Origin of the sequence: Pseudomonas sp. zfem003 (assembly GCF_032621675.1) — a bacterium.
Classification (GTDB): domain Bacteria; phylum Pseudomonadota; class Gammaproteobacteria; order Pseudomonadales; family Pseudomonadaceae; genus Metapseudomonas; species Metapseudomonas otitidis.
The window spans coordinates 50384-75526 of the sequence record NZ_JAVYJG010000010.1; the positions used below are offsets into that span (position 1 = coordinate 50384).

The 25143-nt window shown below is 69.5% G+C and carries 20 protein-coding genes; 4 read left to right on the forward strand and 16 right to left on the reverse strand.

Annotated elements, in window-relative coordinates; translation table 11 throughout:
- Positions 1-84: 84 nt before the first annotated feature.
- Positions 85-1440 (forward strand): 3-oxoacyl-ACP reductase, encoded by a 1356-nt coding sequence (locus RTK35_RS23185; protein ID WP_182851639.1) that lies wholly within the window; start codon positions 85-87, stop codon positions 1438-1440.
- A 16-nt stretch (positions 1441-1456) separates the two neighbouring features.
- On the opposite strand, the gene RTK35_RS23190 is transcribed toward RTK35_RS23185, so the two are convergent.
- Positions 1457-2461 (reverse strand): bile acid:sodium symporter family protein, encoded by a 1005-nt coding sequence (locus tag RTK35_RS23190; RefSeq protein WP_172432541.1) that lies wholly within the window; start codon positions 2459-2461, stop codon positions 1457-1459.
- Between the two features lie 83 nt (positions 2462-2544).
- On the opposite strand from RTK35_RS23190, the gene RTK35_RS23195 reads away from it, so the two are divergent.
- From RTK35_RS23195 to RTK35_RS23205, 3 genes are all read left to right on the forward strand, one after another.
- Entirely contained in the window at positions 2545-3336 is a 792-nt protein-coding gene (locus tag RTK35_RS23195) for an AraC family transcriptional regulator (protein WP_316909098.1), read from the forward strand.
- A gap of 63 nt (positions 3337-3399) precedes the next feature.
- On the forward strand, positions 3400-6891 hold the full coding sequence (locus tag RTK35_RS23200; RefSeq protein WP_316909099.1) for a response regulator: 3492 nt from the start codon (positions 3400-3402) through the stop codon (positions 6889-6891).
- A gap of 12 nt (positions 6892-6903) precedes the next feature.
- Positions 6904-8115, forward strand: coding sequence for a two-component system response regulator (locus RTK35_RS23205; RefSeq protein ID WP_074973785.1), 1212 nt, complete (start codon positions 6904-6906; stop codon positions 8113-8115).
- A 19-nt stretch (positions 8116-8134) separates the two neighbouring features.
- Here RTK35_RS23205 and ureC read toward each other — a convergent pair whose 3' ends face one another.
- The 15 genes from ureC to purH all read right to left on the reverse strand — a co-directional run bounded on the left by ureC (position 8135) and on the right by purH (position 25075).
- On the reverse strand, positions 8135-9835 hold the full coding sequence (ureC, locus tag RTK35_RS23210) for an urease subunit alpha (RefSeq protein WP_316909100.1): 1701 nt from the start codon (positions 9833-9835) through the stop codon (positions 8135-8137).
- An 18-nt stretch (positions 9836-9853) separates the two neighbouring features.
- Positions 9854-10159: an urease subunit beta gene (locus RTK35_RS23215; RefSeq protein WP_044411111.1), complete on the reverse strand. Its 306-nt coding sequence runs from the start codon at positions 10157-10159 to the stop codon at positions 9854-9856.
- A gap of 2 nt (positions 10160-10161) precedes the next feature.
- On the reverse strand, positions 10162-10695 hold the full coding sequence (locus tag RTK35_RS23220; protein ID WP_316909101.1) for a GNAT family N-acetyltransferase: 534 nt from the start codon (positions 10693-10695) through the stop codon (positions 10162-10164).
- The gene (locus RTK35_RS23225) at positions 10692-11201 is read right to left on the reverse strand and encodes a GNAT family N-acetyltransferase (protein ID WP_142012491.1); all 510 of its coding nucleotides are present in this window, start codon (positions 11199-11201) and stop codon (positions 10692-10694) included. Before RTK35_RS23225 ends, RTK35_RS23220 begins: the two co-directional genes overlap by 4 nt.
- 7 nt (positions 11202-11208) lie before the next feature.
- A complete protein-coding gene (locus RTK35_RS23230; protein ID WP_044411119.1) occupies positions 11209-11511 on the reverse strand; it encodes an urease subunit gamma in 303 nt (100 codons plus the stop codon).
- A 1-nt stretch (position 11512) separates the two neighbouring features.
- Positions 11513-12346, reverse strand: coding sequence for an urease accessory protein UreD (locus RTK35_RS23235; RefSeq protein WP_316909102.1), 834 nt, complete (start codon positions 12344-12346; stop codon positions 11513-11515).
- A gap of 107 nt (positions 12347-12453) precedes the next feature.
- Entirely contained in the window at positions 12454-13152 is a 699-nt protein-coding gene (urtE, locus tag RTK35_RS23240) for an urea ABC transporter ATP-binding subunit UrtE (protein WP_074973796.1), read from the reverse strand.
- A gap of 64 nt (positions 13153-13216) precedes the next feature.
- The gene (urtD, locus tag RTK35_RS23245) at positions 13217-14071 is read right to left on the reverse strand and encodes an urea ABC transporter ATP-binding protein UrtD (protein ID WP_074973797.1); all 855 of its coding nucleotides are present in this window, start codon (positions 14069-14071) and stop codon (positions 13217-13219) included.
- Entirely contained in the window at positions 14071-15147 is a 1077-nt protein-coding gene (gene urtC, locus RTK35_RS23250) for an urea ABC transporter permease subunit UrtC (RefSeq protein ID WP_316909103.1), read from the reverse strand. The genes urtD and urtC overlap by 1 nt, the downstream gene beginning before the upstream one ends.
- The gene (gene urtB / locus RTK35_RS23255; RefSeq protein WP_268194013.1) at positions 15147-16712 is read right to left on the reverse strand and encodes an urea ABC transporter permease subunit UrtB; all 1566 of its coding nucleotides are present in this window, start codon (positions 16710-16712) and stop codon (positions 15147-15149) included. Before urtB ends, urtC begins: the two co-directional genes overlap by 1 nt.
- Before the next feature lie 118 nt (positions 16713-16830).
- Positions 16831-18099 (reverse strand): urea ABC transporter substrate-binding protein, encoded by a 1269-nt coding sequence (gene urtA / locus RTK35_RS23260; RefSeq protein WP_044411134.1) that lies wholly within the window; start codon positions 18097-18099, stop codon positions 16831-16833.
- A 231-nt stretch (positions 18100-18330) separates the two neighbouring features.
- Positions 18331-18927 carry a MarC family protein gene (locus RTK35_RS23265; RefSeq protein WP_044411137.1) on the reverse strand — a complete coding sequence of 199 codons (597 nt, stop codon included), beginning with the start codon at positions 18925-18927 and terminating at the stop codon, positions 18331-18333.
- A gap of 236 nt (positions 18928-19163) precedes the next feature.
- Entirely contained in the window at positions 19164-21953 is a 2790-nt protein-coding gene (locus RTK35_RS23270; RefSeq protein ID WP_172432548.1) for a hybrid sensor histidine kinase/response regulator, read from the reverse strand.
- Between the two features lie 117 nt (positions 21954-22070).
- The gene (gene purD, locus RTK35_RS23275) at positions 22071-23360 is read right to left on the reverse strand and encodes a phosphoribosylamine--glycine ligase (RefSeq protein ID WP_069565380.1); all 1290 of its coding nucleotides are present in this window, start codon (positions 23358-23360) and stop codon (positions 22071-22073) included.
- 107 nt (positions 23361-23467) lie between these two features.
- A complete protein-coding gene (gene purH, locus RTK35_RS23280; RefSeq protein ID WP_044411293.1) occupies positions 23468-25075 on the reverse strand; it encodes a bifunctional phosphoribosylaminoimidazolecarboxamide formyltransferase/IMP cyclohydrolase in 1608 nt (535 codons plus the stop codon).
- Positions 25076-25143: the final 68 nt, after the last annotated feature.

Below are 25143 nucleotides of genomic sequence, written 5' to 3' on the forward strand. Positions count from 1 at the left end.
CGCGGCGGGCAACGCGGTCAATTGCGGGCCGGCGCTGTCTGCGTAGAGTGGCCCCACTTCTTATGCGTGCAGGAGCCTGCCCCCATGTCCGACCGTTATCTCGCCTTCGCCAACTCCACCACCGGCCGACGCCTGGTCGGCGCCCTCGGCCTGCCCGCGCCGCTGCGCCTGGAGCGCTGGACCGCAGGGCGCGTGCGGCCGGTGGACGGTGCCCTGCTGCTGGGCGGCGAGGGTGCCCTGGCCGACGCCGCCAGCGCCGTGCTGAACAAGCTCACCGACCAGTCCTTCGCCGCCGAGGAAGGCCGCTTCGGCCTGCCGCGCTGGACCGCCGAGCACGGGCCCAAGCTCAAGGCCCTGGTGTTCGACGCCAGCGGGCTGACCCGCTTCGAGCAACTGATCGAGCTGCGCAACTTCTTCCAGCCCACCTTCAAGGGCCTGGGCAAATGCCCGCGCGTGGTGGTGCTGGGGCGCCCGCCGGAAAGCCTCAAGGACCCGATCGCCGCCAGCGTGCAGCGCTCCCTGGAGGGCTTCACCCGCTCCCTGGGCAAGGAGATCCGCCGGGGCGGCAGCGTGCAGCTGGTGTATGTCGGCAAGGGCGCCGAGGACCAGCTCGAAGGCGCGCTGCGCTTCTTCCTCTCGCCCAAGAGCGCCTATGTCTCGGCCCAGGTGCTGCGGCTCGCCGCCAGCAGCGTCCAGGTCAAGGACTGGAGCCGTCCCCTCGGCGGCCAGCGCGCGCTGGTCACCGGGGCCTCGCGGGGCATCGGCGCGGCCATCGCCGAGACCCTCGCCCGGGACGGTGCGGAGGTGGTGCTGCTGGACGTGCCCCAGGCCAAGGACGCCCTCGAAGCCCTGGCCGCCCGCCTCGGCGGCCGCGCGGTGGCCCTGGACATCTGCGCCGAGGACGCCCCCGCGCGCCTGGTGGAGGCGCTGCCCGACGGGCTGGACATCGTCGTGCACAACGCCGGCATCACCCGTGACAAGACCCTGGCGAAGATGAGCGAAGCCTTCTGGGACTCGGTGATCAACGTCAACCTCAAGGCCCCCCAGGTGCTGACCCAGGCCCTGCTGGACGCCGGCAAGCTGCACGACAACGGCCGCGTGGTGCTGATCGCCTCCATCAGTGGCATCGCCGGCAACCTCGGGCAGAGCAACTACGCGGTGAGCAAGGCCGGCGTCATCGGCCTGGCCCAGGCCTGGGCCCCGGCGCTGGCCAAGCGCGGCATCACCATCAACGCGGTGGCGCCCGGCTTCATCGAAACCCAGATGACCGCCGCCATCCCGCTGACCATCCGCGAAGCCGGCCGGCGCATGAACTCCATGAGCCAGGGCGGCCTGCCCCAGGACGTGGCCGAAGCCGTGGCCTGGTTCGCCCAGCCCAGCTCCGGTGGCCTCACCGGCCAGGTGATGCGGGTCTGCGGGCAGAGCCTGCTGGGCGCCTGACCCGCCGGCGGCCGCTTCAGGCCGCCTGTGCCGCCAGCGCCGCGCCCCGTTGGGCGTAGCGCTCGGCCATCACCGAGCAGACGATCAGCTGCATCTGGTGGTACAGCATGATCGGCAGCAGGATCAGCCCCAGCGCGGGGTTGGCGCCGAAGATGATCCCCGCCATCGGCGCACCGGCGGCGAGGGATTTCTTGGTGGCGCAGAACACTGCCGCAATCTCGTCCTCATGGCTGAAATCCATCGCCCGCGCCGCGCGGGTGGTGGACCAGAGCATCAGCGCCAGCACCAGCGCACTGCCTAGGAAGGCGATGGCCAGGGTCTCCGGCCCTTGCTGCTGCCAGATGCCGGCGGCCACCGAATCGCTGAACGAGGCGAACACCAGCAGCAGGATCACCAGCTTGTCGAACACCGAGGTGTAGCGCTTGTAGCGGGCGAAGAAGCGCCCCCACAGCGGGCGCAGCCCCTGGCCCAGCACCAGCGGCAGGAGCAGCAGCAGGCTCAGGTCCAGCAGCGTCTTGCCCAGGTCCATGCCGCCGTTGGCATCGGCCACCAGGCTCACCAGCCAGGGCGTGATGAACACCCCCAGCAGGCTCGACAGGCTGGCGTTGAGGATCGCCGCCGGCACGTTGCCGCCGGCGCTGCCGGTCAGCGCCACCGACGAGGAAATGGTCGAGGGCAGCGCGCACAGGTAGAAGAAGCCCAGCATCAGCGCCGTCGGCAGGTGGGTGCCCAGCAGGCGGTCCGCCGCCAGCCACAGCAGCGGGAAGGCGGCGAAGGTGAACAGCTGCACCATCAGGTGCAGGCGCCAGTTGCCCAGCCCCTTGCGGATCTGCTCGGTGGAGAGGTTGATGCCGTGCAGGAAGAACACCAGGAACACCCCGGCGTTGATCAGGTTCTCCGCGTGCAGCAGGCCGCCGTGGCGGCCCACGTTGGGGAACAGCCAGGCCAGCGCCACGGCCAGCAGCATGCCGCCGAGGAACCAGTCGGTGACCAGGCGCTTGAGGGGTTTGAGGGCAGACATCGGGGGCCTCCGGGGCAGCGGGGGATTGAGGCGGCAGGGTAGCGGGGGCAGAATCCGACCGTCTAACGACAAAGGATCAATCCATGTCGACAAACGGACAGCAGCGCGGCCCCGCCCGGCTGATCCCCACCCTCGATGCCCTGCCGCGCCCGCTCTACGCCCGTGCCGAGAGCCTGCGCGCCGGCTCCTGGACGCCGCGCCACCGCCACGACTGGGTGCAGTTCTCCTACGCCATCAGCGGCGTGCTCGGCGTGCACACCGCCGACGGCAGCTTCTTCGCCCCGCCGCACTGGGCCGTGTGGGTGCCGGCCGGGTTGGAGCACGAGGTGGTCAGCTCCATGCACGCCGAGATGCGCAGCCTCTACGTGCGCCGCGATGCCTGCGCCTGGGCGCCGGAGCAGTGCCGCGTGCTGGAAGTGACCCCGCTGGCCCGCGAACTGATCAAGGCCTTCTGCCTGCTGCCGGTGGAGTACCCCGAGGGCGACAGCGCCGAGGCGCGCCTGGTGGCGGTGCTGCTGGACCAGCTGCGGGCCCTGCCCGAGGCCGGCTTCTCCCTGCCGATGCCGGCCGACGGCCGCCTGCGGGTGCTCTGCGACGAACTGGCCGCGCAGCCCGACCTGGCCCTCGGCCTGGGGGACTGGGCAGCCCGGCTCAACACCTCGGAGAAGACCCTCAGCCGCGCCTTCCTGCGGGAGACCGGCCTGAGCTTCCGCCAGTGGCGACAGCGCCTGCGCCTGCTCGCCGCGCTGCAGCTACTGGAAGGCGGCGCCAGCGTCACCGAGGTGGCCCTGGCCAGCGGCTACGAATCCCCCTCGGCGTTCATCGCCGCCTTTCGCGGGCTGTTCGGCGTCACCCCCGGCGAACTGTTCCGCTGAGCCGCCCGGCGCCCGCCGGGTGGCTAAGCTGAAGCGGTCAAGACCGCGATCCAGGGACCGATCATGCTGCGACTGCTCGGCCGGCTGGTGCTGCTCCTGCTGCTGGGGAGCAGCATCTGCCAGGCCGCCGAACCACTGGAGTTCTCCACCGCCGAAGCCCGCTGGCTGCAGGAGCACGGGCGCATCCGCGTGGGCCTCGAGCGCAAGGGCTGGCCACCGTTCGACCTGATGGGCGAGGACGGCAGCTACCAGGGCATCAGCGCCGACTTCCTGCGCCTGCTCGGCGAGCGCCTCGGGCTCGGCGTGGAGCCGGTCTACTTCGACGACTGGCCCCAGGCCCGCGAGGCCCTGCGCCGGGGCGAGGTGGACGTGGTGCCGTCGGCGGCCAAGACCCCGGAGCGGGAGCGCTGGATGGCCTTCAGCGACCCCTACCTGACCACCACCAGCCTGATCTACTCCCGCCGCGAAACGCCCTACCGCAGCCTGGAGGAACTGGCCGGGCGCCGCGTGGCCGTGGAGCGCGGCTACGCCATGGAAGACCGCCTGCGCCAGCGCAGCCGCGACCTGCAACTGGTGGAGACGAGCGACACCGAGGCTGCCCTGCGGGCGCTCTCGTCCGGCCGGGCCGATGCCTACGTCGGCAACATGATGGCGGCCGGCTACCTGATCCACCGGCTCAACCTGAGCAACCTGGAGGTCAGCGGCGACCCCGGCCTGGCCGGCAGTGCCCTGCACTTCGCCGTGCTCCGCGAACAGGCGATGCTCGCCGAGCTGCTCGACCATGCCCTGGCCAGCGTCACCAACAGCGAGCGCGAGGCCATCCTGGCGCGCTGGCTGCCCCCCGCCGACAGCGTGGACTGGCACGAGCTACTGGCCCTGGGCTGGCCCTACGGGCTCGCCGTGCTGGTGCTGGTGACCTTCGTGCTGGTGTGGAACCGCCGCCTGGCGGTGCAGGTGGTGGAACGCCAGCGCGCCGAAGCCGAGGCCCAGCGCCAGCGCAGCACCCTGCAGGCGCTGGTGGACGCCATCCCCGACCCGATCTGGTTCAAGGACACCGGCGGCCGCTACCTCGGCGCCAACCAGGCCTTCGCCGAACTGATCGGGCAAGACCTCGACGGCCTGGTGGGGCGCACCGACGCCGAGCTGCTGCCCACCGAACGTGCCCGCCTGCGGTTGATCCAGGACCAGGCCGCGCTGGCCATGAGCCGGCCCATGGAAAGCGAGGACTGGGTGCTCCAGCGCGACGGCCGCAAGCTGCTCTACGCCACCGTGCGCGCCACCTTCGACGACGAAGAGGGGCACCTGCTGGGGCTGGTGGGCGTGAGCCGCGACGTCACCGCGCGCAAGCAGAGCGAAGAGGCCCTGGAGCGCGCCAAGGAACTGGCCGAAGAGGCCGCGCGGCTGAAGGCGGACTTCCTCGCCAACATGAGCCACGAGATCCGCACGCCGATGAACGCCATCGTCGGCATGACCCACCTGGCCCTGCGTGCCGGCCCCGAACCGCGCCAGCGCGACTACCTGGAGAAGATCCGCCAGGCCAGCCAGCACCTGATGGGGCTGATCAACGACATCCTCGACTTCTCCCGCATCGAGGCCGGCAAGCTGGAGGTGGAGCAGATCGACTTCGACCTCACCCTGGTGCTGGAGAACCTCGCCGCCCTGGTGGGCGAACGGGCGGCTGACAAGGGGCTGGAACTCATCTTCCGCATCGACCCGCAGGTGCCCCGGCACCTGGTGGGCGACCCGCTGCGCATCGGCCAGATCCTGATCAACTTCGCCAACAACGCGGTCAAGTTCACCGAGCGCGGCGAAGTGGAAGTGGCCGTGCGCGGTGAACCGCGCGATGGCGGCTGGCTGCTGCAACTCTCGGTGCGCGACACCGGCATCGGCCTGGACGCCGCCCAGCAGGCGCGGCTGTTCGAGTCCTTCCAGCAGGCCGACACCTCCACCACGCGGCGCTACGGCGGCTCCGGCCTCGGCCTGGCCATCTGCCGGCGCCTGGCCGAAGCCATGGGCGGTGATGTGGGCGTGGACAGCCAGCCCGGCGAGGGCAGCCTGTTCTGGTGCCGCCTGCTGCTGCCCATCGCCCCCGAACAGCCCCAGCCGGACCTGCTGCGCCCCGACCTGCTCGGCCTGCGTGCCCTGGTGGTGGACGACAACCCCAGCGCCCGGCGTGCCGCCAGCGACCTGCTGGCCAGCCTGGCGCTGCGGGCCGAGCACTGTGGCGATGGCGACACCGCCCTGGTCCGCCTGCAGGAGGCCGACGCCCAGGGCAACCCGTTCAGCCTGGTGATACTCGACCGCCATATGCCCGGGCTCGATGGCCTGGAGACCGCCCGGCGCCTGGCGGCCCTGCCCCTGGGCAAGACACCGTGGGTGCTGCTCGCCAGTACGACAGGGGAGGGCGAGCCCAGCGTCGACGTCATCGACCAGTACCTGGAAAAGCCCCTCACCCTGCCGCGCCTGCTGCATGCCATCCACGCCTGCCAGCTGCAGCGCCAGGCCGCCGCGCCGCGCAGCGACGCGCCCCTCATGCCGCAGTTCGACGGCCAGCGCGTGCTGCTGGTGGAGGACCACCCGCTCAACCGCGAGGTGGCCGGCGAGCTGCTGGAGATGGCCAACCTCCAGGTGGACCTGGCGGAGAACGGCCTCGACGCCCTCGACCGCCTGCGCTGGCAGCCCGACGGCCACTACGCGCTGGTGCTGATGGACATGCAGATGCCGGTGCTCGATGGCCTGGAGACCACCCGCCGGCTGCGCCAGGAAGGGCGCTTCGCCCGCCTGCCGATCATCGCCATGACCGCCAACGCCCTGGCCGACGACCGCGAGCGCTGCCTGGCGGCCGGCATGAACGACCACATCGCCAAGCCCATCGAGCCCCGCGAACTGTGGGGCACCCTGTCGCGCTGGCTCGGCCCCCGCCCGGCCGCCGCGTCCCCCGCGGCGCCACCGCTGCCGGCCTGGCACCTGCCGGGGGTCGACATCGCCGACGGGATACGCCGCGCCCTGGGCCGCGAGGACGCCTACCGCCGGCTCCTGGTGCGCTTCGCCGAGGGCCAGCGCGACTGGAGCCAGCGCCTGCGTGCAGCCCTGGCCAGCGGCCAGCGCAGCCAGGCCGAACGCCAGGCCCACGACCTGCGCGGCCTGGCCGGCAGCCTCGGGGCCCATGGGCTCAAGGCCCAGGCCGCCACCCTTGAACAGGCCCTGGCCGATGCAGCGGAGCCGGAGCGCATCGAACAGCTGCTGACCGAGCTGGAACCGCCACTGCTGGCGCTGGTCGGAGCCATCGAGGCCCTGCAGCGCGAGGCCGCTGCGCCGCCCCCGGCCGCCGCCGACGACAGCGCCGCGCTGGCGCGCACCTGCCGCCAGCTCGCCCGCCTGCTGGAGGAGGACGACCCACGGGCGGCGCGGCTGCTCGACGAGCAGGCCGGAATGCTGCGCAGCGCCTTTAATGAAGGCTACGGGGCCCTGGAATCGGCCGTGCGGGCCTATGACTTCGAGACAGCGCACCAAGCGCTGCGCGCGCTGGCCGACCAGCGCGAAATCACGTTATGACGAGGTGCCGTGATGACCGGGATGCTGGACAGACCGGAGCGTGAAGTGGTGCTGGTGGTGGACGACACGCCCGACAACCTGGAGCTCATGAGCGAGCTGCTGATGGACCGCTACCGGGTCAAGGTCGCCGGCAACGGCGAGAAGGCCCTGCGCATCGCCGGCGGCCGGCAGCCGCCGGACCTGATCCTGCTGGACGTGATGATGCCGCAGATGGACGGCTACGAAGTCTGCGCCCGGCTCAAGGCCGACCCCGCCACCCGCGACATCCCGGTGGTGTTCCTCACCGCCCGGGGCGAGGCGGCGGACGAGCAGCGCGGCTTCGACCTCGGCGCGGTGGACTACATCACCAAGCCCATCAGCCCGCCCATCGTCCTCGCGCGCATCCAGGCCCAGCTGCAGCTCAAGGCCAACGCCGACTTCCTGCGCGACAAGAGCGAGTACCTGGAGCTGGAGGTGCGCCGCCGCACCCGCGAGATCAGCCACCTGCACGAAGCCACCATCGAGGCCCTGGCGAACCTGGCCGACCTGCGTGACAACCCCGCCGGCAACCACCTGGTGCGCATCGAGCTGTACATGCGCCTGCTGGGCAATGCCCTGGCCCGGCAGCAACCGGCCCTGGCCGACGAGTTGACCCCGGACAAGGTGGCGCTGATGGCCAAGTCGGCGCAGCTGCACGACATCGGCAAGGTGGCCCTGCCGGACCGCGTCCTGCTCAACCCCGGTGCGCTGGAGGGCGACGACCTGCGGCTGATGCAGAGCCACACGCGCCTGGGCCGCGAAGCCCTGGAGCGCGCCGACCGGCGCCTGGCGGGCGGCGAGGGCGAGGGCTTCCTGTGCTACGCCCGGCAGATCATCCAGTCCCACCACGAGCGCTGGGACGGCGACGGCTACCCCGACGGCCTGCGGGGCGAGCAGATCCCCCTGGCGGCGCGGCTGATGGCGGTGGCGGACCACTATGACGAACTGACCGCACCGCACCCGTACCGCCCCCGGGTGGGCGGCGACGAGGCGATCCAGCGGATCAGCGCCGCCAGCGGCAGCCACTTCGACCCGCTGGTGGTGATGGCCTTCCTCGAAGTGGCCGACGGCTTCGCCCGCATCGCCGAGCGCTACGGCGACGACGAGGCGGCCCTGGAAGGCGAACTGCAGCGCCTGGAAAACTCCCTGGCGGAAACCATCGAGCTGACCCTGCCTGAGGAGCAGACGCCACCGGTGGACGCCTGAGCCCGTCGGCCGGCGTGGCTCAGAACAGGAAGTAGCGCTGCGCCATCGGCAGCACCTCGGCCGGTTCGCACCAGAGCAACTGGCCGTCGGCCTTCACCTGGTAGTTCTGCGGGTCCACCTCGATGGTCGGGGTGTAGTCGTTGTGGATCAGGTCCTGCTTCTGCACGCTGCGGCAGCCCTTCACCACGCCGATCTTCTTCTGCAGCCCCAGCTGGGCGGGCACGCCCGCCTCGAAGGCGGCCTGGCTGATGAAGGTGATGCTGGTGGCATGGCGGCTGCCGCCGTAGCTGGCGAACATCGGCCGGTAGTGCACCGGTTGCGGGGTGGGGATGGAGGCGTTGGCGTCGCCCATCAGGCTCGCGGCGATGGCCCCGCCCTTGAGGATCAGGGTCGGCTTGACGCCGAAGAAGGCCGGGCGCCAGAGCACCAGGTCGGCCCATTTGCCCACCTCCACCGAGCCCACCTCGTGGCTGATGCCGTGAGTGATGGCCGGGTTGATGGTGTATTTGGCGATGTAGCGCTTGGCGCGGAAGTTGTCGTTGCCGGGGCCGTCGCCGGGCAGCGCGCCGCGCTGCTTCTTCATCTTGTCGGCGGTCTGCCAGGTGCGGGTGATGACCTCGCCGACGCGGCCCATGGCCTGGCTGTCGGAGCTGATCATGCTGAAGGCGCCGAGGTCGTGGAGGATGTCCTCGGCGGCGATGGTCTCCCGGCGGATGCGGCTTTCGGCGAAGGCCACGTCCTCGGCGATGCTCGGGTCCAGGTGGTGGCAGACCATGAGCATGTCCAGGTGTTCGTCGATGGTGTTGCGGGTGAAGGGCCGGGTCGGGTTGGTGGAGCTGGGCAGCACGTTGGAGAAACCGCAGGCCTTGATGATGTCCGGGGCGTGGCCGCCGCCGGCGCCTTCGGTGTGGTAGGTGTGGATGGTGCGGCCCTTGAAGGCGCCCAGGGTGGTTTCGACGAAGCCCGACTCGTTGAGGGTGTCGGTGTGGATGGCCACCTGCACGTCGTACTGGTCGGCGACGCTCAGGCAGTTGTCGATGGCCGCCGGGGTGGTGCCCCAGTCCTCGTGCAGCTTGAGGCCGATGGCGCCGGCCTTCACCTGTTCGATCAGCGGTTCGGGCAGCGAGGCGTTGCCCTTGCCGGTGAAGCCGATGTTCATCGGGAAGGCGTCGGCGGCCTGGAGCATGCGCGCCATGTGCCAGGGGCCGGAGGTGCAGGTGGTGGCATTGGTGCCGGTGGCCGGCCCGGTGCCGCCGCCGATCATCGTGGTGACGCCGCTCATGAGCGCCTCTTCGATCTGCTGCGGGCAGATGAAGTGGATGTGGGTGTCGATGCCGCCGGCGGTGAGGATCATGCCCTCGCCGGCGATCACCTCGGTGCTGGTGCCGATGGCGATGGTGACGTCGGGCTGGATGTCCGGGTTGCCGGCCTTGCCGATGGCGGCGATGCGCCCGTCCTTGAGGCCCACGTCGGCCTTGACGATGCCCCAGTGGTCGATGATCAGCGCGTTGGTGATCAGCGTGTCGACCACCTCGGCAGCCAGCAGCTGACCCTGGCCCATGCCGTCGCGGATCACCTTGCCGCCGCCGAACTTCACTTCCTCGCCGTAGGTGGTGAAGTCCTTCTCGACCTCGATCCACAGGTCGGTGTCGGCCAGGCGCACCCTGTCGCCGACCGTGGGGCCGAACATGTCGGCGTAGGCCTGTCTGCTGATCTTCATCTGCGTTCTTCCTGTTGTTTAAAGGTCGCCCATGACGCGCCCGGCGAAGCCGAACACCCGGCGCGCGCCGGCCAGGTCCACCAGCTCCACCTCGCGGCTCTGGCCCGGCTCGAAGCGCACGGCGGTGCCGGCGGGGATGTTCAGGCGCATGCCACGGGCGCTGGCGCGGTCGAAGGCCAGGGCGTCGTTGGTCTCGAAGAAGTGGAAGTGCGAGCCGACCTGGATCGGCCGGTCACCGGTGTTGGCCACGGAGAGGGTCAGGGTGCGGCGGCCGGCATTGAGTTCGATCTCGCCGTCCTGGATCTGGTATTCGCCGGGAATCATGGTCAGGCCTCGAAGAGCGTCTTGTAGTAGATGGCGTTGGCCCGGTAGGTCCCGTCCGGGCCGCAGGCGTAGTCGGGCAGGCCGCCGATGCAGGTGTAGCCGAGGCGTCGGTAGAGGGCCTCGGCGTTGCTGCCGGCTTCGGTGTCCAGGTACAGCAGGCCGCGCCGGGCCGCCAGGGCCTCGGCCTCCAGGTGCTGCATCAGTGCCTGGGCGATGCCCTGGCGGCGGGCGGTGCTGAGCACCAGCAGCTTCTGCACCTCGGCGCGGTTCAGCCCGTTGGGCTTCTGGCACAGGCCGAGCTGCACGCTGCCGAGCACCCGGCCCTGGCGCTGTGCGATCCACAGCCACTGCGCGCCTTCGGCCAGGGCCTGCTGCACCTGGTCGAAGTAGGCCCCGGCTGCGTCGGCATCCAGGTCGGCGAGGAAGCCCACCGAGGCGCCGTGGCCGACGCTGTCCAGCAGCAGGGCCACCAGCGCCGGGCGGTGCCGGGCGAGGCCGGCGGCGTCGAGCCGGTCGATCTGCAGGGCCGGCGTCACGGGGTTTCGTCCAGCTGGCGCTGCATGAAGGTCAGGTCCAGCCAGCGGCCGAACTTGCGCCCCACCTGGGGCATCTGCCCGGTGACGACGAAGCCGAGGCGCTGGTGCAAGTGGATGGAGGCGCTGTTCTGCGTCTCGATGGCCGCCACCATCACGTGCAGCCCGGCCTCCTGGGCGCGGTGCACCAGGGTTTCCAGCAGGTGCCGGCCGATGCCCTGGCCGCGCAGGCCCTCGCGCACGTAGACCGAGTGCTCCACGGTGTGGCGGAAGCCTTCGATGCTGCGCCAGGTGCCGTAGGTGGCGTAGCCGAGCACCTCGCCGGCGGGGGATACCGCCGCCAGCACCGGGAAGCCGGCGGCACGGCGCTCGGCCAGCCAGGCCTGGCGGTTGGCCAGGTCCACCTGGGTTTCGTTCCAGATCGCCGTGGTGTGGGCCACGGCGTCGTTGTAGATGGCAAGGATGCCGGGCAGGTCGGCGTCCCGCGCGTCGTGGATGACGTAGGGCATGGCGACCTCAGGCGATGGGCTGGTGGACGGTCACCAGCTTGGTGCCGTCGGGGAAGGTGGCTTCGATCTGGATCTCCGGGATCATCTCCGGCACGCCTTCCATGACCTGTTCGCGGGTCAGCAGCGTGGTGCCGTAGTGCATCAGCTGGGCCACGGTCTGGCCGTCGCGCGCGCCTTCCAGCAGGGCGGCGGAAATGAAGGCCATGGCTTCCGGGTAGTTGAGCTTCAGGCCACGGGCCAGGCGTCGCTCAGCCACCAGGCCGGCGGTGAAGATCAGCAGCTTGTCTTTCTCGCGGGGCGACAGGTCCATCTCAGGTACTCCAGATTCGCGGGGGCTTGGCCTCGCGGCCGAGCAAGGCAGGGCGCAACAGGCGCCAGAGTTCGATGAGCCAGGCGCGGGCCTGCAGGGCCTCGGGGGCCAGGCAGCGGGCCAGCACCAGGCCGGGCAACTGGGTGAGATCGCCGCGCCCGCCGCACGGCTGCTCGCGGCAGCGCTCCAGCAGCTCGGGGGCGATCTCGCCGGTGGCGATCAGGGTGGCGAACACCGGGAAACCGGCGAGCCCGATGGGGGAATCGAGCAGGCCGTCACCGCCTTCCACCCGTTGCCGTTCGTGCCACAGCAGGTGCCCGTCGCGGCGGATGTCGAGGGCGGCCTGGTAGTGGCCGTCGGCGAAGCGCTCGCCCGCCGCGGGGCGGCCGAGGGCCACGATGTCCCAGTAAAGCAGACGGGCATCGCCGTGCAGGTCGATGCGGCTGTGCAGGTCGGCCTGGGCGCCGGCGTAGAGGATGGTCTCCTGGGGCAGCCATTCCAGGGTCGCGCCGGGTTCGACGGTGAGCTGCAGGTCCTGGCGAGCCTGGGCGGTGGCGCGGTACCACTTGGCCGCGCCGGGGCTGGTGAGCTGCACCCAGCTGGCCTCGCCGGCCCGGGCGCGGATGTCCAGCCGGTCGCCCCCGGCGATGCCGCCGGGGGGGTGGACGATGATGTGCTGGCAGACCCCGGGGCCTTCGGCGTGCAGGTGCTTTTGCACCCTCAGGGGGCCGAGGTGGCGGCGCAGCACCGGAATGGTGCGTTCCCCCCGGCGGGCATAGGCCAGCTCCAGTTCGGCGGGCCAGCTCGGCGTGAACGGGGTGGCAGGCAGGTTCATGGGGCGGTGGCGCTTCTCGGAATAGTTGACCGAGTGGGCAAGCAAGAGGCGTGCCCTGAACTGATTCGGTGCAGGTGGGTGCCCGCGCTGATCGGCGTCCTGGCTTTTCAGATGGCCACCAGCCCCCTCACCCCTTCGGCCTCCATGTGTTCCCCGCGCCCTTGCTGGATGACTTCGCCCCGGCTCATCACCAGGTACTGGTCGGCCAGTTCGGCGGCGAAGTCGTAGAACTGCTCCACCAGCAGGATGGCCATGTCGCCGCGTTCGGCCAGCGTGCGGATCACGGCGCCGATCTCCTTGATCACCGAGGGCTGGATGCCTTCGGTGGGCTCGTCGAGGATCAGGAGGCGCGGCTGGCTGGCCAGGGCGCGGCCAATGGCCAGTTGCTGTTGCTGGCCGCCGGAGAGGTCGCCGCCCCGGCGGTGTTTCATCTCCCGCAGGACGGGGAAGAGTTCGTAGATGGATTCGGGCACGGCCCTGGCGTCACGGGCGCTGAAGCGGGAGAGGCCCATCAGCAGGTTTTCCTCCACGCTGAGGCGGCCGAAGATCTCGCGGCCCTGGGGCACGTAGGCGATGCCGGCGTGTACGCGCTGGTGCGGCTTGAGCCCGGTGATGGCGCGGCCCTCCCAGTTCACCGTGCCTTCCTTGGCGGGGATCAGGCCCATGAGGCATTTCAGCAGGGTGGTCTTGCCCACGCCGTTGCGCCCGAGCAGGCAGGTGACTTCGCCGATCCGGGCTTCGAAGGAGAGGCCGCGGAGAATATGGCTGCCGCCGTAGTACTGGTGGAGCTGGTCGACTTTCAGCATGTCGAGGTCCTTGTCTGTGCGCAGGGTGGATGGGAAAGGCGTCATCCACCCTGGGGGTCGTTCCTCAGCGGCCGAGGTACACCTCGATCACCTGTTCGTTGGCCTGGACCTGGGCGAGGGAGCCTTCGGCCAGGACGTGGCCCTGGTGGAGCACGGTGACGTGGTCGGCGATGGTGCCGACGAAGCCCATGTCGTGCTCCACCACCATCAGCGAGTGCTTGCGCGCCAGGCCCTTGAACAGCTCGGCGGTGAACTCGGTCTCGGCGTCGGTCATGCCCGCCACCGGTTCGTCGAGCAGCAGCAGCTGCGGGTCCTGCATCAGCAGCATGCCGATCTCCAGGAACTGCTTCTGGCCGTGGGAGAGCAGGCCGGCGGGGCGCTGGCGCGCGCTGTCCAGGCGGATGGTGGCGAGCACCTCGTCGATGCGGTCCTGCTGCTCGCCGGTGAGCCTGGCGCGCAGGCTGGCCCACACCGACTTGTCGGTCTTCTGCGCCAGCTCCAGGTTCTCGAACACGCTGAGGGCTTCGAACACCGTGGGCTTCTGGAACTTGCGGCCGATGCCGGCCTGGGCGATCTCGACCTCGCTCATGCGGGTGAGGTCGAGGGTTTCGCCGAACCAGGCCTGGCCGGTGTCGGGGCGGGTCTTGCCGGTGATGACGTCCATCAGGGTGGTCTTGCCGGCGCCGTTGGGGCCGATGATGCAGCGCAGCTCGCCGACGCCGATGTACAGGTTGAGGTCGCGCAGGGCCTTGAAGCCGTCGAAGCTGACGCTGATGTCCTCCAGGGTGAGGATGGTGCCGTGGCGGGTGTTCAGCCCCTGCCCGGCGGCCTGGCCGAGGCCCAGGGCATCGCGGCCGCTGCCGGCGTCGCGGTTGGGGTCGAGGATGGGTTCGAGCATGAAGTCCGGGGTGGCGCGCATCACTTGTCCTCCTTCTTCAGCAGGCCGATCACGCCCTTGGGCAGGTACAGGGTGACGAGGATGAACAGTGCGCCGAGGAAGAACAGCCAGTACTCGGGGAAGGCCACGGTGAACCAGCTCTTCATGCCGTTGACCAGCCCGGCCCCCAGCAGCGGGCCGATGAGCGAGCCGCGCCCGCCGAGGGCGACCCAGACGGCTGCCTCGATGGAGTTGGTGGGGGACATTTCGCTGGGGTTGATGATGCCCACCTGGGGCACGTACAGCGCGCCGGCCAGGCCGCAGAGCACGGCCGACAGCACCCAGATGAACAGCTTGTAGCCGCGCGGGTCGTAGCCGCAGAACATCAGCCGGTTCTCGGCGTCGCGCAGGGCGGTGAGCACCCGGCCGAACTTGCTCCGGGCCAGGCGCCAGCCCAGCAGCAGGCTGGCCACCAGCAGCGCGACGGTGGCGAGGAAAAGCACGGCGCGGGTGCCGGGGGCGGTGATGTCGAAGCCGAGGATGCGGGTGAAGCCGGTGAAGCCGTTGTTGCCGCCGAAGCCGGTCTCGTTGCGGAAGAACAGCAGCATGCCGGCGAAGGTCAGGGCCTGGGTCATGATCGAGAAGTACACGCCCTTGATCCGCGAGCGGAAGGCGAAGAAGCCGAACACCAGGGCCAGCAGGCCGGGGGCGAGCACCACCAGGCACAGGGCCCAGAGGAAGCTGGAGGTGCCGGCCCAGTACCAGGGCAGCTCGTTCCAGGCGAGGAAGCTCATGAAGGCCGGCAGGCCGTCGCCGGCGCTCTGGCGCATCAGGTACATGCCCATGGCGTAGCCGCCGAGGGCGAAGAACAGCCCGTGGCCGAGGGACAGCAGCCCGGCGTAGCCCCAGACCAGGTCCAGGGCCAGGGCGACGATGGCGTAGCAGAGGATCTTGCCCACCAGGGTCAGGGTGTAGGCCGAGACCTGCAGCGGGCTGTCGGCCGGCAGCAGGTGCAGCAGCGGCAGGGCGATCAGCAGGGCGAGCACCAGGGCACCGACGCCCAGGGTGACTTTCGGGCCGGCCTTTTGCGCGGCGGTGAGGGTCAGGGGCTGGTTCATCAGTCGATCACCCGTCCTTTCAGGGCGAAGAGGCCCTGGGGCCGCTTCTGGATGAAGAGAATGATCAGCGCGAGGATGAGGATCTTGCCCAGCACGGCGCCGATCTGCGGTTCGAGGATCTTGTTCGCCACCCCCAGGCCGAAGGCGGCCATGACGCTGCCGGCCAGTTGGCCGACGCCGCCGAGCACCACCACCAGGAAGGAGTCGATGATGTAGCCCTGGCCCAGCTCCGGGCCGACGTTGCCGACCTGGGACAGGGCCACGCCGCCGAGCCCGGCGATGCCGGAGCCGAGGCCGAAGGCGAGCATGTCCACGCGGCCGGTGGGCACGCCGCAGCAGGCGGCCATGTTGCGGTTCTGGGTGACCGCGCGGACGTTGAGGCCCAGGCGCGTGCGGTTGAGCAGCAGCCAGGTCAGCGCCACCACGAACAGGGCGAAGCCGATGATGACGATGCGGTTGTACGGCAGCACCAGGTTGGGCAGCACCTGGATGCCGCCGGAGAGCCAGGCCGGGTTGGCCACTTCGACGTTCTGCGCACCGAACACCACGCGCACCAGCTGGATGAGGATCAGGCTGATGCCCCAGGTGGCCAGCAGGGTTTCCAGCGGGCGGCCGTAGAGGTGGCGGATCACCGTGCGCTCCAGGGCCATGCCGATGGCGGCGGTGACGCAGAAGGCCACCGGCAGGGCCACCAGGGGGTAGAGGGCGAGCAGGTCGGGGGCCAGGCGCTGGAAGGCGAGTTGCACCACGTAGGTGGTGTAGGCGCCGAGCATGAGCATTTCGCCGTGGGCCATGTTGATCACCCCGAGCAGGCCGAAGGTGATGGCCAGGCCCAGGGCGGCCAGCAGCAGGATGGAGCCCAGGGACAGGCCGCCGAAGGCCTGGCCGAGCACTTCGCCCAGCATCAGCCGGCGCTTGACCTGGGCCAGGCTGGTCTCGGCGGCGGTGCGCACGCTGGCGTCGGTTTCCACCGACGGGTCGAGCAGCGCTTCGAGGCGGGTGCGGGCCAGCGGGTCGCCGGTCTCGCCCAGCAGGCGCACGGCGTTCAGGCGCACCGCCGGGTCGGGGTCGACCAGTTGCAGGTTGGCCAGGGCCAGGGACAGGGCGTCGCGCACGGCGCCGTCCGCTTCGGCCACCACGCGGGCATTGAGCAGGGCGAGCTGCGCGGGCTTGGCGCTCTTCTGCAGTTCGCGGGCGCCGGCCAGGCGCAGGGCCGGGTCGCTGGCGAGCAGTTGGTGGCTGGCCTGGGTGGTGATCAGCAGGCCGCGCAGGCGGTTGTTCAGGCGCAGCTTCTTCGGCGTGCCGGCGGGGGCGGCGTCACCTTCGAGGGCCTGCCAGGCGCCTTCACGCTCGACGAACGCCTGCTTGGCGTCGATGGCGAAGCGGCCCTGCTGCAGGGCGTCCAGCAGGGGCTGGCGGGCGGCGTCGGGCTCGGCGGCCCAGCGTTCGAGCAGCCGGGCCTGTTGCGTGGGGTTGGCGGCGGCGAAGTCGTTGGCATCGCCGGCCCGCGCGGCCAGGGGCAGCAGCAGGGCCAGGGCGAGCAGGATCCGGTAGAGGGCAGGCATGGAGGCTTCCTTGGTGGCACCGTGAGCCCCCTCTCCCGGGGAAGGGAGAGGGATGGGAAGCGGCGGCGCGCGGCGTCACCGCTCCCTGGCCCCTCTCCGCAGGGGAGAGGGGAGTCGGTCAGTTGCTCTTCACCGCGTAGTCCGGCTTCTTGTCGTTGCCGGGGATGAAGGGGCTCCAGGGCTGGGCGCGCAGGGGGCCTTCGGTCTGCCAGACCACGGAGAACTGACCGTCATCCTGGATCTCGCCGATCATCACCGGCTTGTGCAGGTGGTGGTTGGTCTTGTCCATGGTCAGGGTGTAGCCGGAGGGGGCGGCGAAGGTCTGCCCGGCGAGGGCCTCGCGGACCTTGTCGACGTCGGTGGTGCCGGCCTTCTCGACGGCCTGGGCCCACATGTGGATGCCGACGTAGGTGGCTTCCATGGGGTCGTTGGTCACGGCGGTCTGGTAGTTGGGCAGGTTCTTGGCCTTGGCGTAGGCCTTCCACTGCTCGACGAACTTGGCGTTGACCGGGTTATCCACCGATTCGAAGTAGTTCCAGGCGGCCAGGTGGCCCACCAGCGGCTTGGTGTCGATGCCGCGCAGTTCTTCCTCGCCCACGGAGAAGGCGACCACCGGCACGTCGGTGGCGGCCAGGCCCTGGTTGGCCAGTTCCTTGTAGAAGGGCACGTTGGAGTCGCCGTTGACGGTGGAGATCACCGCGGTCTTGCCGCCGGCGGAGAACTTCTTGATGTTGGCGACGATGGTCTGGTAGTCGCTGTGGCCGAAGGGGGTGTAGACCTCTTCGATGTCCTTGTCGGCGACGCCCTTGCTGTGCAGGAAGGCGCGCAGGATCTTGTTGGTGGTGCGCGGGTAGACGTAGTCGGTGCCCAGCAGGAAGAAGCGCTTGGCGCTGCCGCCGTCTTCGCTCATCAGGTATTCCACCGCCGGGATGGCCTGCTGGTTGGGCGCGGCGCCGGTGTAGAAGACGTTGGGCGAGAGTTCTTCGCCTTCGTACTGCACGGGGTAGAAGAGCAGGCCGTTGAGTTCCTCGAACACCGGCAGCACGGACTTGCGCGACACCGAGGTCCAGCAGCCGAAGACCACGTCGACCTTGTCCTTGGTCAGCAGCTGGCGGGCCTTCTCGGCGAACAGCGGCCAGTTGGAGGCGGGGTCCACCACCACCGGTTCGAGCTTCTTGCCGTTCACCCCGCCCTTGGCGTTGATCTCGTCGATGGTCATCAGCGCCATGTCCTTGAGCGAGGTCTCGGAGATGGCCATGGTGCCGGACAGCGAGTGCAGGATGCCGACCTTGATGGTCTCGGCGGCCTGGAGGGTGAAGGGGAACAGGCCGGTGAGCACCAGTGCGCTGGCGGCGAGGGTGGACTTCAGGAACGGACGGCGCTTCATGTAAAGCCTCCTTGGCTGTTCATGGGAACAGGGGATGGGACCGATTTGGGGACATGAGTACGGTCATCTGTACTGCTGTCAGTCCAATGGCAGCATCCGTGCCAAGAGCGGCAAGCGGTTGTTCTGGAAGGGTTTTGTTGGTTTTGAAGGGGGTGACCCGGGAGTCGGCGCGCCTCATTGCGGTGCGCGCCGCCAACCTGGGCACTCGGTCAGGTATGGCCCTGCACGGTTTCAGGGCGCGAGGTAGTTCTTCACCCCGGTGAAGATGATCTGGGCGGCGAGGGCGCAGACGAACAGGCCCATCAGGCGGCTGACGATCTGCAGGCCCTGCTCGCCGAGGATGCGCTCGATGCGGTTGGAGAGGTAGAGCACCACGCCGACGGTGACGCTGGCGAGGGCGATGGCGGCGAGGGCGGTGAACTTGTCGTTCCAGTGCACGTGGCCGGCGCCCATCACCAGCATGGCGCCGATGGTGCCGGGGCCGACGGTGAGGGGGATGGTCAGCGGCACGATGGTGACGTCCTGCTGGACGTTGTCGGCCTGCACCGCCGGCTTGCCCTGGGCCATGCCGAGGGCGGAGATGAACAGCACGGCGCCGGCACCGATGCGGAAGGCGTCGATGGTGATGCCGAAGACGTTGAAGATGGCCTGGCCGAACAGGTAGAGCAGGGCGCTGGCCACCAGGGTGCCGAGGGCGACCTTCCAGGCGAGCTTCTTGCGCTCCTTCACCGTGTAGCCCCGGGTGAGGCCGATGAAGCAGGAGAGGACGAAGAAGGGGCTGTAGAGCACCAGCATCTTCAGGTACAGGCTGAACATCGTGGAGAGCATCGGACGGGCTCGCGAGGGAACGGTGGTGTGAGTGTAGGAGCCGCCGGGGGCCGCACCCGTTGATCCGGGTCGCCCTGGCGGCGCGTCATCATACGCGGCGGTGATGCCCGTGCGTGTGCCGGAATTCCTTTGTAGGGGCGACTTCAGTCGCCAAGCGGTGCGTAGCGCCGCCGTTCGTGTAGGAGCGAATTCATGCGTGATCGGAATCCCGGGCTGAAGCCCGGGCTACGAGCGTGTCAGGAATGCAGGGCACTGCCCGGTTCGCGCAGGCGGCGCAGTTCCTTCTCGGCGGCCCAGTGCTCGATGAGTTCGCGCAGCTGGGACAGCTCCACCGGCTTGGCCATGTGGCCGTCCATGCCGGCCTGGCGCGCGCGCTCCTTGTGCTCGTTGAGGATGTGCGCGGTGAGGGCGACCACCGGGGTGCGCGGGCGCTGGGCGTCGCGCTCCCAGTCACGGAGCATTTCGGTGGCGGAGAAGCCGTCGAGCACCGGCATCTCGCAGTCCATCAGCACCAGGTCGTACTGGCGCTCCTTCATGGCGCTGAGGGCTTCCTCGCCATTGCTGGCGGTGTCCGGCTGCAGGTTGAGCTTGCTCAGCATGCCGCGGATGACCTTGGTGGAGATGCTGTTGTCCTCGGCGACAAGGATGCGGAAGTCGCCGGGGACGTTGAGCGGCGAGCTGACCTGGGAGCCGGGGAGGGTGGCGGCGCCGCCGGCGGCGCGCTGGACCAGTTCGTCGGCCAGGGTGGTCTTGAGGGTGTAGCCGGCCACCGGCTTGGCGAGGATGCGCTTGATGCCGGCGTTGCGGGCGATGATCTTGCTCGGCGCGTTGCTGATGCCGGTGAGCATGATGATCAGGATGTCGTGGTTGAGGCTCGGGTCTTCCTTGATCTTGGCGGCCAGCTGCATGCCGGTCATGCCGGGCATGTCCTGGTCCAGCAGCACCACGTCGAAGTATTCGCGCAGGTGGGCCTTGGTGCGCAGCAGGGCCAGGGCTTCCTTGCCGGACGGCACGGCGCTGACCTGCAGGCCCCAGGCGCTGCATTGCTGCACGAGCACCTTGCGGCAGGTGTCGTTGTCGTCCACCACCAGCAGCCGTGCGCCCTGCAGCGGGCCGTCGAGGTCGGAGGCGGGCTGCTCCAGGCGCTGGGCGTCCAGGGGCAGGGTCAGCCACAGGGTGCTGCCCTGGTTGCCGCCGCTCTGGATGCCGAAGTCGCCGTGCATCAGGCGCACCAGCTGGCGGGCGATGATCAGGCCGAGGCGGCCGCCGAGCTTGGTTGCGGAGAGGAAGTCCTTGCTGTGCAGCTCGGCGTTGAGCAGGGCATCGCGCTCGCCGGCTTCCAGGGGGCGGCCGCTGTCCTGCACGGCGATGCGCAGGCGCGGTTCGGCGCCGCTGGTGTCCAGCGCCACCACCAGCAGGATCTCGCCTTCGTCGGTCTGCTTGAAGGCGTTGTCCAGCAGGCTCAGCAGCACCTGGCGCAGGCGCGTCGGGTCGCCGCCCACCACGCGCGGCACCTGGGGCTGCATGAAGCTGATGAGCTCGACCTTCTGCTGTTCGGCCTTGGCGCGGAAGATGTCCAGGCAGTCGTCGATCAGGGCGTTGAGGTCGAACTGCACGTCGTCCAGTTCGATCTGCCCGGACTCCAGCTTGGAGATGTCGAGGATCTCGTTGATCAGGGTGAGCAGCTCGTTGCCGGAGCTGTGGATGGTCTGCACGTAGTCGCGCTGCTTGGCCGACAGCGGGGTGCCCAGCAGCAGCTCGGTCATGCCCAGCACGCCGTTCATGGGGGTGCGGATCTCGTGGCTGATCTTGGCCAGGAACTCGCCCTTGGCCTTGAGTTCGGCGGAGCTGGCGGCCAGTTCGCGGCTGACCACGAAGTCGTCGAGGAGGATGCGCCGCTGGCGCTCGCTCATGGCCATGCTCATCAGCACGCCGCTGACGCTGGTGACGCTGAGCAGGCCGAAGGCCAGCCACTCCGACCGCACGGCCCAGTAGCCGAACAGCGCCGGCAGCGAGCCGAGGAACGCCACGCAGAACACCAGCAGCGCCAGGGTGAACAGGCGCGCCGGGCGGTAGCCGGACCGCCAGTGGTGCACCGCCACGCCGAAGATGCTGAGCCCGGTGACGGCGCCCATGCCGTAGACCAGCTGGTTGAACTGCAGGTCGGTGGCCACCAGCAGGAGCAGGCCGGTGATGCCGATCACCACTGCTTCGCTGAGCAGCAGGCCGTTGAGCGGGGTGTCGGGGCAGACGCGGCGGAAGAAGCTGCCGGCGAAGGCCAGGGCGCAGACCATGGCGGCCAGCATGGAGAGGTTGGCCAGCTGCGACTGGGCGCCGGGCCAGAAGTCCAGCCAGGGGCTGCTGATGCCCAGCAGTGCCAGGGCAGTGGCGATGATGCACAGCTGGGTGGCGGCCAGCCACAGGCTGCAGGCGGCGCGGGCGTAGGCGAAGCGCAGGACGTTGTGCAGCACCAGCATCACCAGGCTGCCCAGCAGCAGGCCGAAGAGCAGCGGGCGGCTGTCGTCGGCGGCCATCAGCGCGGCGCTCTGCAGGCTGATGGTGGGGCGCAGGGCGTGCTCGGAGGAGAGCCGCAGGTAGAGGTCCAGGGGCTCGCTGCGTTGGGGCAGCGGCAGCAGGAAGTCACGGCTGGGCAGCGGCCGCTCGGCGTAGGGCAGGCGGCTGCCGGTGCGGATGTGGTCGATCACCTCGCCGTCCTGCACCACGTACAGGTCGAGGTAGGAGAGGTAGGGGGCGAAGACCCTCAGCAGCCGTTCGTGCTGGCCGGCCGGCAGCGGGTAGTGCAGCCAGAGGGCGCTCTCGCCGCCGGGGGTGTAGAGGCGGTCGAGGTCGACGGGGGTGAACTGGGCGATGGATTGCTGGGCGCGGACGTCGTCCAGCTGGAGGCTGGCGGCGGGGTCGAGCAGGGCGCTCCAACGCGGCGCCTCTGCGGCGTGCAGGGGATGCAGGCACAGCAGGGTCAGCAGCAGGCTGACGCAAAGTCCTATGGCATTCCTGAGCCGGCGCACGGCGAGGTCCCTTCATGAATGAGTGGCCGGATTATAGCCAAGGCCCAGCCGGCGGAATATGACAAAGGCGGCCACTTGGGCCGCCTTTGCGAGGTTTTACCGGAACTTTACCTACCTTCAGCCTTCGCCGCGTTCGCGGGCGATGGCGCGGTAGCCGATGTCCTTGCGGTAGAAGCAGCCGTTCCAGCGGATCTTCTCCGCCAGGCGGTAGGCCTGCTGCTGGGCGTCGGACACGCTGGCACCGATGGCGGTGGCGCAGAGCACGCGGCCGCCGGCGGTGACCACCTGGCCGTCCTTGAGGGCGGTGCCGGCGTGGAACACCTTGCCGTCGAGGGCGGCGGCGTCGGCCAGGCCTTCGATGACGTCACCCTTGGCGTAGTCGCCCGGGTAGCCGCCGGCGGCGAGGACCACGCCCACGGTGGGGCGCGGGTCCCAGGTGGCTTCCACCTTGTCCAGGGCCTTGGCCAGGGCGGCCTCGACCAGCAGGACCAGGGAGCTTTCCAGGCGCACCATGATGGGCTGGGTTTCCGGGTCGCCGAAGCGGCAGTTGAACTCGATGACCTTGGGCGCGCCGCTCTTGTCGATCATCAGGCCGGCGTAGAGGAAGCCGGTGTAGACGTTGCCTTCCTCGGCCATGCCGCGAACGGTGGGGTAGATCACCTCGTCCATCACGCGCTGGTGCACGGCGGGGGTGACCACCGGGGCGGGGGAGTAGGCACCCATGCCGCCGGTATTAGGGCCGGTGTCGGCGTCGCCGACGCGCTTGTGGTCCTGGCTGGTGGCCATGGGCAGCACGTTCTGGCCGTCGACCATGACGATGAAGCTGGCTTCCTCGCCGTCGAGGAACTCTTCGATCACCACGCGGGCACCGGCGTCGCCGAAGGCGTTGCCGGAGAGCATGTCACGCACGGCGTCCTCGGCTTCGGCCAGGGTCATGGCGACGATCACGCCCTTGCCGGCGGCCAGGCCGTCGGCCTTGACCACGATGGGGGCACCCTTCTCGCGCAGGTAGGCCAGGGCCGGCTCGACTTCGGTGAAGTTCTGGTAGTCGGCGGTGGGGATCTTGTGGCGGGCGAGGAAGTCCTTGGTGAAGGCCTTGGAGCCTTCCAGCTGGGCGGCGCCGGCGGTGGGGCCGAAGATGGCCAGGCCACGGGCGCGGAACAGGTCGACCACGCCTTTCACCAGCGGGGCCTCGGGGCCGACGATGGTCAGCTGCACGTTGGCAGCGGCGAAGTCGGCCAGTTGCTCGATGGCCAGCACGTCGATGGCGACGTTCTCGCACTTGGCTTCGGTAGCGGTGCCGGCGTTGCCCGGGGCGACGAAGACCTTGGCGACGCGCGGGTCCTGGGCCACTTTCCAGGCCAGGGCGTGTTCACGACCGCCGCTGCCGATGATCAATACGTTCATTGCGTTTTCCTCAAGGAGGCGGGCCAGGGGCCCCGATGGTGGATGAGAAGAGCGTCATCCACCCTACAAAAGCTTATTCCTGCAGACCTTCGGTGCGTCCCTGTCACTCAGTGCCGGAAGTGGCGCATGCCGGTGAACACCATCGCAATGCCGGCCTCGTCGGCGGCGGCGATGACTTCGTTGTCACGCATGGAGCCACCCGGCTGGATCACGGCGGTGATGCCGGCCTTGGCGGCGTTGTCGATGCCGTCGCGGAAGGGGAAGAAGGCGTCGGAGGCCATGACCGCGCCCTTGACCTCGAGACCGGCATGCTCGGCCTTGATGGCGGCGATGCGGGCGGAGTTGACGCGGCTCATCTGGCCGGCGCCGACGCCGACGGTCTGGCGGTTCTTGGCGTAGACGATGGCGTTGGATTTGACGAACTTGGCCACTTTCCAGGCGAAGATCAGGTCGTGGATCTCCTGCTCGCTCGGGGCGCGCTGGGTGACGATCTTCAGGTCTTCCGCCTTGATCATGCCGATGTCGCGGCTCTGCACCAGCAGGCCGCCGTTGACGCGCTTGAAGTCCCAGCCCGGGGCGCGCTCGGCCGGCCACTCGCCGCATTCCAGCAGGCGTACGTTGGCCTTGGCGGCCACCACTTCACGGGCGGCGGCGGAGATTTTCGGGGCGATGATCACTTCGACGAACTGGCGCTCGACGATGGCCTTGGCGGTTTCGCCGTCCAGCTCGCGGTTGAAGGCGATGATGCCGCCGAAGGCGGATTCGGTGTCGGTGGCGTAGGCCAGGTCGTAGGCCTTGCGGATGCCGCCTTCGTCTTCCGGGACCACGGCGACGCCGCAGGGGTTGGCGTGCTTGACGATGACGCAGGCCGGCTTGACGAAGCTCTTCACGCATTCCAGGGCGGCGTCGGTGTCGGCCACGTTGTTGAAGGACAGTTCCTTGCCCTGCAGCTGGACGGCGGTGGAGACGCTGGCTTCACCCTTCTTCGCTTCCACGTAGAACGCGGCGCTCTGGTGCGGGTTCTCGCCGTAGCGCATTTCCTGGGCCTTGACGAACTGGCTGTTGAAGGTGCGCGGGAAGGCACTGCGGTCTTCGGTGGACAGGGTGTCGCGGGCCTGGTCGATGGTGCCCAGGTAGTTGGCGATCATGCCGTCGTAGGCGCTGGTGTGCTCGAAGGCCTTCAGGGCCAGGTCGAAGCGCTGGGCGTAGGTCAGGCCGCCGGCCTTGAGGGACTCGACGATGCCGGCGTAGTCGCTGGCGTTGACCACGATGGCGACGTCCTTGTGGTTCTTCGCGGCGCTGCGGACCATGGTCGGGCCGCCGATGTCGATGTTCTCGATGGCGGTGGGCAGGTCGCAGTCAGCCTTGGCGACGGTGGCCTCGAAGGGGTAGAGGTTGACCGCCACCAGGTCGATCGGCTTGATGCCGTGCTGCTCCATGACCGCGCCGTCCAGGTTGCGGCGACCGAGGATGCCGCCGTGGATCTTCGGGTGCAGGGTCTTCACGCGGCCGTCCATCATTTCCGGGAAGCCGGTGTAGTCGGCGACTTCCACGGCGGCGACGCCGTTGTCCTTGAGCAGCTTGTAGGTGCCGCCGGTGGAGAGGATCTCCACGCCCAGGGCAGCCAGTTCACGGGCGAACTCGAGGATGCCGGTCTTGTCGGAAACGCTGATCAGGGCGCGGCGAACGGGGAGGCGGGTGGTCTGGTCGGTCATGTCGATGTCCATCGGAGCAGGGGAATCAGTAAAAAAGGGCGGCCTTTGATGTTCTCGGGGGCCGCCCT

Bases quoted from the DNA above. Each gene is read 5' to 3' on its own strand.
- RTK35_RS23265 (WP_044411137.1), bottom strand. From the start codon at position 18,927: ATGCTCTCCACGATGTTCAGCCTGTACCTGAAGATGCTGGTGCTCTAC.
- ureC (WP_316909100.1), bottom strand. From the start codon at position 9,835: ATGAAGATCAGCAGACAGGCCTACGCCGACATGTTCGGCCCCACGGTC.
- RTK35_RS23235 (WP_316909102.1), bottom strand. From the start codon at position 12,346: ATGAACCTGCCTGCCACCCCGTTCACGCCGAGCTGGCCCGCCGAACTG.
- RTK35_RS23215 (WP_044411111.1), bottom strand. From the start codon at position 10,159: ATGATTCCCGGCGAATACCAGATCCAGGACGGCGAGATCGAACTCAAT.
- RTK35_RS23185 (WP_182851639.1), top strand. From the start codon at position 85: ATGTCCGACCGTTATCTCGCCTTCGCCAACTCCACCACCGGCCGACGC.
- RTK35_RS23200 (WP_316909099.1), top strand. From the start codon at position 3,400: ATGCTGCGACTGCTCGGCCGGCTGGTGCTGCTCCTGCTGCTGGGGAGC.
- RTK35_RS23190 (WP_172432541.1), bottom strand. From the start codon at position 2,461: ATGTCTGCCCTCAAACCCCTCAAGCGCCTGGTCACCGACTGGTTCCTC.
- purH (WP_044411293.1), bottom strand. From the start codon at position 25,075: ATGACCGACCAGACCACCCGCCTCCCCGTTCGCCGCGCCCTGATCAGC.
- urtC (WP_316909103.1), bottom strand. From the start codon at position 15,147: ATGAACCAGCCCCTGACCCTCACCGCCGCGCAAAAGGCCGGCCCGAAA.
- RTK35_RS23225 (WP_142012491.1), bottom strand. From the start codon at position 11,201: ATGCCCTACGTCATCCACGACGCGCGGGACGCCGACCTGCCCGGCATC.
- RTK35_RS23205 (WP_074973785.1), top strand. From the start codon at position 6,904: ATGACCGGGATGCTGGACAGACCGGAGCGTGAAGTGGTGCTGGTGGTG.
- urtD (WP_074973797.1), bottom strand. From the start codon at position 14,071: ATGCGCGCCACCCCGGACTTCATGCTCGAACCCATCCTCGACCCCAAC.
- RTK35_RS23195 (WP_316909098.1), top strand. From the start codon at position 2,545: ATGTCGACAAACGGACAGCAGCGCGGCCCCGCCCGGCTGATCCCCACC.
- purD (WP_069565380.1), bottom strand. From the start codon at position 23,360: ATGAACGTATTGATCATCGGCAGCGGCGGTCGTGAACACGCCCTGGCC.
- urtB (WP_268194013.1), bottom strand. From the start codon at position 16,712: ATGCCTGCCCTCTACCGGATCCTGCTCGCCCTGGCCCTGCTGCTGCCC.
- RTK35_RS23230 (WP_044411119.1), bottom strand. From the start codon at position 11,511: ATGGACCTGTCGCCCCGCGAGAAAGACAAGCTGCTGATCTTCACCGCC.
- urtE (WP_074973796.1), bottom strand. From the start codon at position 13,152: ATGCTGAAAGTCGACCAGCTCCACCAGTACTACGGCGGCAGCCATATT.
- urtA (WP_044411134.1), bottom strand. From the start codon at position 18,099: ATGAAGCGCCGTCCGTTCCTGAAGTCCACCCTCGCCGCCAGCGCACTG.